The organism is Streptococcus mitis (assembly GCF_003943905.1).
In the GTDB taxonomy this organism is placed as follows: Bacteria; Bacillota; Bacilli; order Lactobacillales; family Streptococcaceae; genus Streptococcus; species Streptococcus mitis_BC.
In genome coordinates this window covers 72,087-84,877 of record NZ_RJNS01000002.1, presented here as the reverse complement: position 1 = coordinate 84,877, position 12,791 = coordinate 72,087, and the positions used below count along the sequence as shown (strand labels likewise).

Here is a 12,791-nt window from a genome sequence, read left to right as displayed (position 1 = left end):
CTTTACAGTAACTAGTATACAAAATAAAGCGCTTTCTTGTTTATCAATTTTTTTAAAATTTTAAAAAAATGTGAGGAGATTGTGCGAATTTCACAAAAAAGACCTGAAAATTCAGGTCTTTTAGGCAAATAGCATCTGACGAATCGTAGCTAAATCCTCCATATCCAAATCATTTTTTAAATAATAAACTGGTGTTTGTTCCTTCTTATAAATCGGGTTGTTGGTAATTAACAAATCATAATGTCGACTAGGATCATAGGCTTCTATGGTAATGAAACGATTGTATTCCAAATACCGTTTCAAAATGGCAGCCATCCTAGAAAAGACAAGGAAACCAGATGTCAAATCCAGACCAATCCTCATATGTTGGCCACCATTTTCTGCCATATACTCTATCAACTGGAGCCATTCCCAGAGAATTTTCTTATCCAGGTCGGTCCGCTGATGAAAGGCAGGCAAAATATGAAAAATTCTTTCTGCAGTCCCTCTAAAATCATGTTCCATCAGCAAATAGGGATGGCGATTCTCTGTCTGGTATCTGTACTGATCTTGTAAAATATAGCCCTTGTAGAGATAAACTTGACCACAAAGCTGACTGAGTTCATAGGTGACATGGTCCTCTGTGTAGTCCCCCAGCAACTCCTCTTTCTTCATCTCTTGAATCAATTGCGTCAGCAAATCGGCTAATTGCCCTCCAAAACCAAGAATATACTCCATAGTATGAAGGGGCAAGATACGATGGGAAAGGAGAAATGAAAAGAATACCATCATCTCACCATCCTCAGCCCCTAGAGGAAGGTGTTGCCCAGCAAAAAAGGACGGAGCCTTTCTCAGCAAACGAAGGTAGAAAATATTGTCAAAATACCCTCGCATTTTTTCTTCTATGACTTGAAACTGACAGGCATTGACCCGGAGGCGCTGTTGACTGATGTGAGCCCAGAGAACCAAGTCCAATTTCTGACCTGAAGACAAGCTAGCACCGCAGATTTCTTCTAGGGTAGCAATCTCTTGTTTTCTCTCAGCTTTCTGCATGTGACCTTCCCACTCCTGACTGGACCAGACCTTGCGGAAAAGACAGAAATAGAAATAGCGAATCTGATGCTCCGGACCTCGCCAACGGCCATTTTGGATCGATAAGTCAAACTCTGACAAAATCTGATTTAGACTAGCTAAGTGGCGACCAAGCGTGGCCTCACTAATCATCAATTCTTGAGCCAACTGATGAGCTAGAAACTGTTGGTGATAGAGAAGGTAAACCAAAATTTGGTATTTAATGGCATTGTCTAGAAACAAGCTCCGAATCTCTCTCCCCTTTGTGGCAGCACCAATCGACAAACGTAGATTTTCATCTTCCAAGTGGATGGTCAGCTCTAGCCCTCTTTCCAAGGCATTTTCGTTAATCAGAGAAATGTACTTGGTTAGGGTCGCCTTTGAAAAACCTGTTTCTTCCATGGCTTTCTTGACTGTTGTCTGCGAATCTTGTAATAGAAAGGAAAGGACTAAAAATTGGCCAGATTCGGCTTTTTCCATCAAATCACCTAAATACATTTGTTACCCCTTTCATTTTCTCCTACAAGCATAGCATAAATCTTTCAAATGCTGAAATAATCTGTTTCTCATTTTATTTTAAGGCCGATTTTCTCGTCATTATTCCTCAGAAACAACAAACACACGGCTCCCCCTTTGGGCATTTTTATGCTAAAATAGAAGGTATGGATAAAATTATTAAAACTATATCAGAAAGCGGAGCCTTTCGTGCTTTTGTCCTTGATAGCACTGAAACCGTCCGCACTGCTCAAGAAAAACATCAAACTCAAGCCAGTTCAACTGTTGCACTTGGCCGTACCCTTATCGCTAGCCAGATTCTCGCAGCCAATGAAAAAGGAAATACCAAGCTAACAGTTAAAGTTCTTGGAACCAGCTCTCTTGGTGCCATCATCACGGTTGCAGATACCAAGGGAAACGTCAAAGGCTACGTTCAAAATCCAGGTGTTGACATCAAAAAGACTGCAACTGGTGAAGTCCTTGTCGGACCTTTTGTCGGCAATGGCCAATTTCTCGTTATCACAGACTACGGTACTGGAAATCCCTACAACTCCATGACTCCCCTCATCTCTGGGGAAATCGGTGAAGACTTAGCCTACTACCTGACTGAAAGTCAACAAACCCCTTCAGCAGTCGGCCTCAATGTTCTTTTGGATAAAGATGACAAGGTCAATGTTGCCGGTGGTTTTCTTCTCCAAGTATTGCCAGGAGCCAAGGAAGAAGAGATTGCTCGCTTTGAGAAACGCATCCAAGAAATGCCAGCTATCTCAACACTTCTGGAAAGCGAAGACCATATCGAATCTCTCCTCAAGGCTATCTACGGTGACGAATCCTACAAACGCCTATCTGAAGAAGAAATTCGTTTCCAATGCGACTGCAGCAAAGACCGTTTTATGAACGCTCTTGCCAGCCTTCCAAGCTCAGACCTTGAGGAAATGAAAGAGGAAGACCACGGGGCAGAAATCACTTGTCAATTCTGCCAAACAACTTATAACTTTGATGAAAACGACCTGGAGGAACTCATTCGTGACAAATCTTAATACACCTTTTATGATTGGCAATGTTGAGATTCCCAATCGTACCGTTTTAGCACCCATGGCTGGCGTGACCAACTCAGCCTTTCGTACCATCGCAAAAGAGCTCGGAGCTGGACTCGTTGTAATGGAAATGGTATCTGACAAGGGTATCCAATACAACAATGAAAAAACCTTGCATATGCTTCATATCGATGAAGGCGAAAACCCTGTCTCTATCCAACTTTTTGGTAGCGATGAAGACAGCCTCGCACGCGCAGCAGAATTCATTCAAGAAAACACCAAGACTGATATCGTCGATATCAACATGGGCTGCCCTGTTAACAAGATCGTGAAGAACGAAGCTGGCGCTATGTGGCTCAAGGATCCAGACAAGATCTACTCTATTATCAACAAGGTCCAATCTGTCCTTGATATCCCCCTCACTGTCAAAATGCGCACTGGCTGGTCTGATCCATCCCTGGCCGTGGAGAATGCCCTCGCAGCAGAGGCTGCAGGTGTCTCTGCCCTCGCTATGCATGGCCGTACCCGCGAACAAATGTACACAGGCCACGCAGACCTCGAAACCTTGCACGATGTAGCCCAAGCACTGACTAAGATCCCATTTATCGCCAACGGTGACATCCGTACAGTTCAAGATGCTAAACAACGCATCGAAGAAGTTGGTGCTGACGCAGTTATGATTGGCCGAGCAGCCATGGGTAATCCCTACCTCTTCAATCAAATCAACCACTACTTTGAAACAGGAGAAATTCTCCCTGATTTGACTTTCGAGGACAAGATGAAAATCGCCTACGAACATTTGAAACGCCTGATTAACCTCAAAGGAGAAAATATAGCCGTTCGTGAATTCCGCGGCCTCGCTCCTCACTACCTCCGGGGAACATCTGGCGCTGCCAAACTTCGTGGAGCCATTTCACAAGCCAGCACCCTAGCAGAGATTGAAGCACTCTTGCAATTAGACAAAGCATAGTCTCACATCTACAACTCACAAAAACGGCAAGGATCAAAAATGAGTCTTGCCGTTTTTTATATGTTTTCATCTTGTAAATCTAATTGCTTCACTCTAGCTATATAGTAGGACATAATCAAAAACAAATTGAGGCTGACAATCCATATAGACCATTCATGAAGAAAATGCATCAATACAGCCAAGCTGATTGCGCCCACTATGAAACTTCCTACAACAATCCCATAATTTAAGGCCTGACGACGGTATTCTTGGATATTTCCTTCTCTTCTAGCAATGCGATACAAAGCGGTCAGCATCTTTCGGTAATTTCCAGATGTCATAAAAACGACATAGGGATGATCTTCAATCAAACTGCCCGTAAATGTTAGCATCATCATTCCTGTTCCAAAAGCGATGAAAGGAACTTCTAATAGAGGAAATCGTGAAAAGAAAGGTAGAATAAGAGTTCCAATAAATAAAGGGAGCAGCATCTTAACCCGCCAGTAGGCCGTTTTGCGGTATTCTTTCATGTGCAATGCAAACAGAAATCCTAGAGAAAAGAAAATAATGGAGCAGAATCGTAGCATCGTATTGATAACATTTGAGTCGTGCCAATCAGATATCAGTAGGAGAATATTCCCTGTCTGTGTCGCTACCAAACTATGGTATTGAATATGGCAAAACACATCCAAAGAACCACCTACAAATCCAAGAAATACTCCCATCAGTCGTGTGTTTTGAGGTAAGATTAGTTTATCCGCCATGTATTATCACTCGTTTTCCTTTGATTTTTTTATTATACCACTTTCTCTTGGAGAAACTAAGTGAAAAACAGTTGACTCACTCTTTTACAGAACGATTTCTAGTAAAAGTTAAAACACCAAATTTTATTATTGAATCAAGGCAACGCTTGAAACTTTACCATCCGCACCTGTTGTAATTTGTATGATTTTTCCTCCACCGATTTTGGCATTATACTTACCATCATCAAGAGTGTAAGAGTAGCCTCTGATAGAATAGTTTTCTTTCTTTCCATCTGCAGTTTCTACTGTAAATTGGCCCCCTGATGAAACCGTAATAGTTTCGCCATTTGCTCCCTTCCAGTTGCCTGCAGCTGCTGAGAAATCACCATCAACCATGGTTAAAACACCCTTGTAGCGTTTGTTGTGTTCTGCTTGCTTGTCTTGAAGTTTGCGATCAGTTGTTGGATCATAGCTTGACTGGTTAGACTGGTCTTGAGAGCCTTGCTGAGTTGAAGGTGCCTGAGATGGGGCTTGTTGACTAGGAGCTGCTTGTTCTTGTCTTGATTCAGGTGCTGGTTTCGCTTGTGACTGATCTGCCGTTGTAGAAGACTGACCAGAAGATGCCTGAGCCTTTTCAGATGAAGCTGAGCTTGAAGATTTTTGAGTCTTACTTTCTTTGCTAGAAGAAGCTGCTTTAGAGCTTGATGATTGACTTGTCTTTGCAGAGCTACTGGTTTGAGTGGATTCGTTTTTATTTCCACAAGCTCCCAGTAGCAAGGTAGAAGTCAATACAGTCGCTGCCATCAATTTGATATAGGTTTTCTTTTTCATTTTTCTACTCCTTTGTAACATTTTTGAAATGTTAAGAAATCTTTTTGTAATGCAATTGTAACATTGAGCCTTGAATCTGTCAACTATTTAGAGAAACTATTTTAAAAAATTTCTCTCTACTATTTCTATTCGTAATTGAAACGAAAAAATAGAAAATTTTTAAAATTAGAGTCCTATTTTTTGCATGCCCCTATGTAATCGCTTGCATTGTATTAGATAAAGGAATATAATAACATTGAAATAGAATATAGGAGGTGCACTCTTATGTTAAATAAGTATTACAAGTATCTTCCTTGGTTGATTTTGGGAGCTATTGGCTCTTATCAATCAGCCACTTACTATGCGCGAACTGCATTTGATGTCTTCTATCTGACTATAATCTTTATGATTGTTTATATCGCTTTGTTATTTTTGCACGAGAACTATCTCAAGTATCGATATAAAGACTTCTTTACTCACCTGTTGAGCAATTCTAAGAAAGATAGCCATTCATAAAAAATGATGATAAATAAAAAGGTCGGGAAAAGTTCCCGGCCTCGTTTTTTATTTCAATCGATAGGTTTTTCTTGGTTTCTTTTTGGGTACTCGTTTGAGTCCAACTTCTTCTACATATTCTCCGTATTTTACGAGAAAGTTATTGCTGACGATGGGCCGACCGGGGTTGATGAGATTGACCAGTTCGGTTCCTTCATAGACAGTGAACTCCTCCTCCAGCAGATAGAGGAAGGTCGGATTCCAGTCGAGACGGCCTTGGATTCGTTTGATGGATTCTTGAATAATGGCATAATGGTCAAAGGCGAAGGCTTGCTCCTCCAGCTCAACCCCCTCTAGGAAGCATTTACCTGTCTGAAAATCGACATCTACGAAAACGACATCCTTGGCATCGTCACCTGCCTGAACGAGGTCTAAGACACGACTAGGCAGGTACACCAAGTAGGCAACAGTCACTGTCCAGCCCCGCGGATCACGCCCAGGGGTCGATACGGTCATTAATTGCTCGATTTTCTCCAAAGGTAGATCGAGATTGACTTCTTCTCTCACCTCGCGCTGACAGGCATGTGCAGCATCTTCTCCCTTGTCCATAAAACCTCCAACTAAGGCTAAACAGTTCTGATAAGGGTGAGCCTTGCGACGGATCAGCAGGAGCTTGATCTTTCCTTCGACAAAGCAGTAGGCTACCATATCTACTGTCACACTTGGTTTTTCATATTGAGGGAGTTCCTGCTTGTAGTACCAGTCTAAAAACTCCTCCTGACTGGCATGGATTTCATAATATTCTTTTTCCGTCATCCCGGCTGGAATCATCGTATCTGCCATCTTATGCCTCCTTTCGAACTGCCTTAGTCCATTGGTACCATCCCACTAGACTGTTGAGTGTGTAAACCCAGTACATCCCTTGGATGTGGATATTTTCACCCCACCAGAGATAAATACTAAAGAGATTGGTTGCAATCCAGAAAATCCATTGCTCACGGTAGAGACGTGTCATCAAGAGCTGACCAACACCATTGGTCGCATCGGTAACACTATCACGGAAAGGGCGAGCGCTATTGATACTTTGGTAAGCCAAGCCCATACCAATCCAGATAATGGCAGTCAAGGCTAAGTACTTGAGCCAGTCAAGAACAGATAATTTCTTAGCTTCAAAGTGAGATTCTTCTGGTTTTCCTTGGTCATTGATACGATTGGACAGCCAAGCATAGAGACCAATCGGCTGCATGACAAAGAAGTAAACGGTCGTCAAAACTTCGCCATAAAAAGTCGCATTCATGGCCAAGATCAAGTAGATAGCCGAGTTAATGGCCCCAAAGAGATAATTGCTTGCACGCCCTTCTGCTACCAAGATGACACAGACAATCCCAGTCCAAGATGCAAACAAGCTCAGCCAGTCATGACTTTCCGTATTTTGCGTGAACTCTAAGATCAAGGGAACACTTGACAAGGCGATGAGATACAACCACTGGAAAAGACTACGGCCGACAAAGAGATCTTTCCAGAGCAAACGCATGACTCCTACAAAACCGATCTTGCGGGCTTCAGCATGGACATTGTTAAAGTTTTCGATAAATTGTGTGATTTTTTCAGTTAGTTTTTTCATATTTTTCTCCTAATCTGCTTGGTAAATGGCATCAATAGCCACTTTTGCTGCTTCATAATTGCCTAGATAATCCTCCGCTAGATAAACTAGTGGAATGGTGGTTAAGTATCGCTCCCTCATTTGGTCCAAATGCTGGGAAAAACTGTAGCGAATGTGGTCTTCCGCCATGGTCATATCTCTAAACCCGTCATTGACATAGGAGCCAACAGGCTGCACAAAGAGAATCAAGTCCCATTTTTCCTTGGCCAAGATCGAAACAAAGAGATTGTCAAAGGTTTCTCCTGATAAATCCTCTTGGTCCTCAGTCTCCATGTAATAGTCATAGTAGCCCTTGGTTACCAAGGAGTTGGTATCGGCTATCACTAGGCCTCGATTGGCATTGCTGTCGATTAACTTGGAGGTCTGGTCATACTGTCCCAACAGGAGATAGTAGTAATCCTTTGGAGTCAATTCATCGTCGCGAACATTGTTTTTGATCTGGTACTCACGCGCGTATTCCAGACTAACGGGCGCATCGTAATACCTTGCCAAATCCTTGGCTAGAGTGGTCTTCCCATTACTGGCACTTCCCATGATCAAGACTTTCTTGGTAAACTGACGACGGAAGGGCTGAGCGATGTATTTCCAATATTTGCTTGGATTTTCTCGAATCATAGTCGCTGAGATACCAAACTTTCTTTCTTGCAAGACGGTGCCAAATCCACGCTTAGATAACTCTTGCTGGTAGTCTTCTTCTCCCACAAAAAAAGTCAGTTCTTGCTGGTTTTCATCATAGGAAATCTCCGCTAACATCTGGTCCAACCACTCCTGCCAACCCATAGGGTAACGGGGAAGGTTGGTCTCATCCAGCTTGCAGACAGAGGTCAATTCGTCATCACGAAAAGCCTCTCGGATATAGCGAAATCGTTTTTGAAGACTTAAACCTACCTGCTCACCTCGGTCTCCCTCGTAGCCTGACACGACTACCCAGACCTGGTCACACTGACGCTTCGCTCGCTGGATCAGATCGATATGCCCTTGATGAAGAGGGGCAAAGGTCCCAAATACCACTGCTGTTTTCTTTTTCATAAATGTTTTACCTTTTTATAGTTTTTGATATTTTTATTTTCTGTGTTTTTATTATATGCTATATTTTTGTTTTGTCAATAGTTTTTTATCATTTTTTATAAAAAAGTAGAAAAAAAAGAATCAGGAATACTCCTGACTCTCCATTTTTAAGCAATATCAAATTTTAATTGACCAGCTTTGACACCAATCTTGAGAATCTTGCCTGCTACCAGTTCTCCCTTGAGGAGGAGCTCAGCTAGCTTGTCTTCCACCTCTGTTTGCAGTGTTCTGCGAAGTGGGCGAGCTCCCATTTCTGGATTATAACCTTGGCTAGCTAGCAACTTCAACGCTGAAGCTTGCAGTTTCAAGTCGATGCCTTTCTCTGCTAGGCTAGCAATCAATGGTTTAACCATGATCTTGACAATTTCTTGCATGTGTTTGCTATCTAAGCTATGGAAGACCACCTTTTCATCAATACGGTTGATAAACTCTGGTCGATAAGCTTTTTTCAACTCTTCAAAGATGCGTTTTTCCATATTTTCCTGGTCAAAACGAATATCCTTGGCCCCAAAGCCGACCGTCTTGTCATCACGAAGAGCCGTCGCACCAAGGTTTGACGTCATGATGATAATGGTATTTGAAAAGTCCACCTTGCGTCCCTTGCTATCTGTCAAGACACCGTCGTCCAGAACCTGCAAGAGGACATTAAAGATATCTGGGTGGGCCTTTTCTACCTCGTCAAATAGAAGAACGGAGTATGGTTTGTTGCGAACCTTCTCAGTCAACTCCCCACCTTCTTCGTAGCCCACATAGCCCGGAGGAGCTCCATTAAGACGGCTGGCCGCAAATTTCTCCATATACTCACTCATATCAAAGCGGATAAGGGCTGATTCGTCATCAAAGAGGACTTCTGCCAGAGCCTTTGCCAATTCGGTCTTACCGACTCCTGTCGGCCCTAGGAACATAAAGGAACCAATCGGACGTTTGTGACTGCGAATACCTGACTGATTGCGACGAATGGCACGGCTAATACTTGAAACAGCTTGATCTTGACCGATGACACGTTTGTGCAGTTCCGCTTCCAAATTCAGGTATTTCTTGGCATCCGTTTGTGTCAGTTTTTGAACTGGAATCCCTGACAAACGACTCAAGGTGGTTAAAATTTCAGATTCTGTTACCAAGTCTTTATAGACAGGGACTTCTTGTTCTTTTGCGATTAACTGGGCAGCTTGTTTCCACTTGCCATCCATCAAGGCCTTGTCAGCTGGACTCAAGTCGGATTCGTCTGCTTTCACATGCTTGGATTTGTTTTGCACTGTTGCTGCTGCTTCATCCAATAGATCGATGGCAGAGTCTGGTAAGTGACGACTGGTCAAGTAACGATGCGCCATCTTAACAGCTGTTTCAACAGCTTCATCTGTGATTTGTACACGGTGATGTTTCTCATAGGTCGCCTTCAAACCTTGCAAAATGGTCATGCTGTCAGCTAGACTTGGCTCTTCAATCGTCACTTTGGCAAAACGACGAGAAAGGGCAGCATCTTTTTCGATGTGTTTTTGATATTCTTCCTGAGTGGTAGCCCCAACTGTTCTCAAAGTTCCACGAGCCAAGGCTGGCTTCAAGATATTGGCCGCATCCAGAGTCGAATCAATACCGCTACCAGAACCCATGATAGTGTGGAGTTCATCGATAAAGAGGATTACTTTGCCATCTTCCTCGATATCTTTGATGATATTGTTCATACGCTCTTCAAAATCTCCACGGAAACGTGTCCCCGCAACAACATTCATCAAATCAAGCTCTAGAACACGCATCTTAGCCATTTCCGCAGGTACATCCCCACTAGCAATACGCTGGGCAAGTCCAAGGGCCAGAGCTGTTTTCCCGACACCAGCATCTCCAACCAAGACCGGATTGTTCTTGGTCTTTCGACTCAAAATCTGAATCATACGTGAGATTTCCTTGTCACGACCGATAACTGGCTCTAACTTCCCAGAGAGCGCTTGCTCCGTCAGGTCATGTGTGTAGTCCTCTAGACCGCCACTCGGATTCTGAGGCATGCCCATCATATTGGCCATGGAATTTTGCTTGTCAGATACCGTGCGATGGCGCTGACGCAAAGCCTTAAGGTCTTCTCTTGTCCAACCTGCACGTTCCTCTAAATTGCGACGAAGAGCAGCAATTCTGACCTGATCTTTCTGGTCTTCATAAGAAAAGCCTGCTCTCTCCAAGATGCGAGTTGCCAAAGCATTGCCATCATGCAAAATCGCATAGAGGACATGTTCTGTCCCTAGCACCTTTGCATGGACCACTGAGGCCACATACTCTGCTTCTGCAAAGAGAACCTCCAAACGATGGGAAAAGGGCAATTCCGTAAAAGTTTCGTCTTGGCTATAGTCCGTTTCAGTCAGTTCTAAAGCAACCTCTTCTAAACGGTCCATTTCATAAGGATAATCATTTAGAGTCGCACCTGCCACACTGTAACTGTGATTGGACATGGCAATCAATAAATGCCAAGACTCTAGGTAACGAGCTCCAAAATGGCCAGCAACCATGTAGGCACTCTCGATACATTCATTCAATGCTTTTGAATAGTTCATCTTACTTCTCTTTTCTATCTACCTCTTGTAATAGCTGTCGGAGCATATTGGCACGGACAACTGAGGATTCTTCCCCTAGGACACGATCCGTTGCCACAGATGCCAGCAAGGTCATCTCCTGCTTGGTCAGCAAGTCCTGCTCCACCAAAAGCTGGAGAATATCCTCATAAATCTCCTGACTAACTCGCTCACCAATCGAGTAAAGCAAATCGCGGAGCATCTCATGATGATTGGAAAACTCAATACGCCCTATGCGAATGTAGCCTCCGCCACCACGCTTGCTCTCAACTAAGTAACCTCTGCTTTCTGTAAAACGTGTCTTGATTACGTAGTTAATCTGACTCGGCACAACCTGAAAGGTATCTGCCAACTGGCTCCGCTGCAGTTCCACGATACCAGATTGATCTAATATCGCCTTGATATAGGCTTCGATATGATCTGATGTATTTTTAAATCTCATAGTAAATCAAACTCCTTCTTTGAACCTTGACTATCTTTGACTATACTATCATTTAACACTCTATAAGTCAAATTTTTAGAGCTCAGCCCTTGAAAATACTGACTTTCTTTAAAAACATTTAGGCATTAAATCGCCTTAGTTTTTCTTGAAAGTTCTTAAAAAAGTCCACAAAAAAGAGCCCTAAAAAAGGGCGTAATATTGATGAGTTCAGCAGGCAAGAAACTAGCACGGTCAGACGTGCTTTTTTATTACCTGGTAATATTATAAGCATACCTTCCACAGCATAGCCATAAGACACAAAGAAAAACCCTCAGATAATTTCTGAGGGAAGAAAATGTTAGTTGTTACGCTTCATCTTATCTTTAATCACTAGAATAACCACAGTTATAATGATTACAAATGTGACAATAAATAATAAAATCGATAATGCAAAAATTAACGAAATAGGTACACCCAAGGCAAGAAGGAATAAAATATAAACTAACACTAAAACTGCAAGTACTTTAATAAAATTAAGCATAGAAATTGCTCCTTTATTGTCAAAAAATTTAAACATGGAAATTATTCCATTGTTTAGTTTGAAGCACTTAAAATAGAAGTTATCTTGAAAATAGTAATCAAGGTTAAATTCAGCAATTTATATTATTGTTTTATCTAAGCAATTCGTTTTATCTGAGCAATTTGTTTTATCTGAGCAATTCGTTTTATCTGAGCAATTTGTGTTATCTAAGCAATTTGTTTTATCTGAGTAATTTACATGTTCAAGAATTTTGTTTCTATCTATTTCAAATAGTAACTTCACTCATAGTATAAAACATTAAAACTTAGATGTCAATCTTTTTTTATTTTCAGGGCTGCCAATTATAATACATCTCTTAAAACAATTTATTTGAAGATTTCTATAATTTTTTCTTAAAAGTAAGCCTTTCATCCTAAATATATTAGTTTTTACCCCCTTTTTGTCTGAAGTGCTCCGACTTGGAAAAAGTTCCCTTCACCGGTACCCTACTGGGCAGAAAGATTTTTTAAAAGGTGGGGGGAGTCAATATCCTTTCAATTCCACAAATCTTTTAGCGATTACCTTTCTACGGCTATTTATATAACGAGTAGTTTTATTTAGTTTCTCTGCCACGTCTTCCCAAGTCGCACCAGCTTCTAAATATCTCATTTTAAAAATGACTAGATCACTTTCAATTAAGTTTTCCATCAAGGTATCTACAACTAGTTTGAAACCTTCTAAATATCTTAGTGTTTGGTCTTCTTCAATTCTAATGATTGTCGCTTCAGTAGGACTAGATACTGTCTTGCCTTTCCCACCAGTATAATCTTCAGTGCTATGTTTCTTATTATGTATCAGTTCCTGTCTTCTCAAATAAATTTTATTGGCAAGCGTTCTATATCGTCCTAACTCAATATCTATCCCGTCCAGGTCTCTGTTACTCAACTCGTACATAGGCAAGTACCTCCACTTAAATTTAAAA

The 12,791-nt window shown here is 41.8% G+C and carries 12 protein-coding genes; 3 read left to right on the top strand and 9 right to left on the bottom strand.

Annotation, left to right across the window (positions count from 1 at the left end; all coding sequences use genetic code 11):
* Nucleotides 1-120: 120 nt before the first annotated feature.
* Nucleotides 121-1,548 (bottom strand): helix-turn-helix domain-containing protein, encoded by a 1,428-nt coding sequence (locus tag D8854_RS04075; protein ID WP_125449815.1) that lies wholly within the window; start codon nucleotides 1,546-1,548, stop codon nucleotides 121-123.
* Between the two features lie 164 nt (nucleotides 1,549-1,712).
* Between D8854_RS04075 and hslO the strand changes: the two genes are divergently transcribed.
* Together hslO and dusB are read left to right on the top strand one after the other, a co-directional pair.
* Nucleotides 1,713-2,585 carry an Hsp33 family molecular chaperone HslO gene (hslO, locus tag D8854_RS04070; protein ID WP_125449813.1) on the top strand — a complete coding sequence of 291 codons (873 nt, stop codon included), beginning with the start codon at nucleotides 1,713-1,715 and terminating at the stop codon, nucleotides 2,583-2,585.
* On the top strand, nucleotides 2,572-3,552 hold the full coding sequence (gene dusB, locus D8854_RS04065; RefSeq protein WP_185768065.1) for a tRNA dihydrouridine synthase DusB: 981 nt from the start codon (nucleotides 2,572-2,574) through the stop codon (nucleotides 3,550-3,552). Before hslO ends, dusB begins: the two co-directional genes overlap by 14 nt.
* Nucleotides 3,553-3,608: 56 nt before the next feature.
* Here dusB and D8854_RS04060 read toward each other — a convergent pair whose 3' ends face one another.
* Both D8854_RS04060 and D8854_RS04055 read right to left on the bottom strand, forming a co-directional pair.
* Nucleotides 3,609-4,295 carry a YoaK family protein gene (locus D8854_RS04060; protein WP_125449809.1) on the bottom strand — a complete coding sequence of 229 codons (687 nt, stop codon included), beginning with the start codon at nucleotides 4,293-4,295 and terminating at the stop codon, nucleotides 3,609-3,611.
* Between the two features lie 126 nt (nucleotides 4,296-4,421).
* Nucleotides 4,422-5,105: a hypothetical protein gene (locus tag D8854_RS04055; RefSeq protein ID WP_125449807.1), complete on the bottom strand. Its 684-nt coding sequence runs from the start codon at nucleotides 5,103-5,105 to the stop codon at nucleotides 4,422-4,424.
* 264 nt (nucleotides 5,106-5,369) lie between these two features.
* Here D8854_RS04055 and D8854_RS04050 point away from each other — a divergent pair, with 264 nt between their 5' ends.
* The gene (locus D8854_RS04050; RefSeq protein WP_049484993.1) at nucleotides 5,370-5,600 is read left to right on the top strand and encodes a hypothetical protein; all 231 of its coding nucleotides are present in this window, start codon (nucleotides 5,370-5,372) and stop codon (nucleotides 5,598-5,600) included.
* 48 nt (nucleotides 5,601-5,648) lie between these two features.
* Here D8854_RS04050 and D8854_RS04045 read toward each other — a convergent pair whose 3' ends face one another.
* From D8854_RS04045 to D8854_RS04020, 6 genes are all read right to left on the bottom strand, one after another.
* Nucleotides 5,649-6,422, bottom strand: coding sequence for an NUDIX domain-containing protein (locus tag D8854_RS04045; protein ID WP_125449805.1), 774 nt, complete (start codon nucleotides 6,420-6,422; stop codon nucleotides 5,649-5,651).
* Between the two features lies 1 nt (nucleotide 6,423).
* Nucleotides 6,424-7,203, bottom strand: a complete 780-nt coding sequence (gene pnuC, locus D8854_RS04040) for a nicotinamide riboside transporter PnuC (protein WP_125449803.1) — start codon at nucleotides 7,201-7,203, stop codon at nucleotides 6,424-6,426.
* Between the two features lie 9 nt (nucleotides 7,204-7,212).
* A complete protein-coding gene (locus D8854_RS04035; protein WP_125449801.1) occupies nucleotides 7,213-8,271 on the bottom strand; it encodes an AAA family ATPase in 1,059 nt (352 codons plus the stop codon).
* Nucleotides 8,272-8,417: 146 nt separating this feature from the next.
* The gene (locus tag D8854_RS04030; protein ID WP_125449799.1) at nucleotides 8,418-10,850 is read right to left on the bottom strand and encodes an ATP-dependent Clp protease ATP-binding subunit; all 2,433 of its coding nucleotides are present in this window, start codon (nucleotides 10,848-10,850) and stop codon (nucleotides 8,418-8,420) included.
* Nucleotide 10,851: 1 nt separating this feature from the next.
* The gene (locus tag D8854_RS04025; RefSeq protein WP_125449797.1) at nucleotides 10,852-11,310 is read right to left on the bottom strand and encodes a CtsR family transcriptional regulator; all 459 of its coding nucleotides are present in this window, start codon (nucleotides 11,308-11,310) and stop codon (nucleotides 10,852-10,854) included.
* Nucleotides 11,311-12,352: 1,042 nt separating this feature from the next.
* Entirely contained in the window at nucleotides 12,353-12,763 is a 411-nt protein-coding gene (locus D8854_RS04020) for a DUF722 domain-containing protein (RefSeq protein WP_007518096.1), read from the bottom strand.
* Between the last annotated feature and the right edge of the window lie 28 nt (nucleotides 12,764-12,791).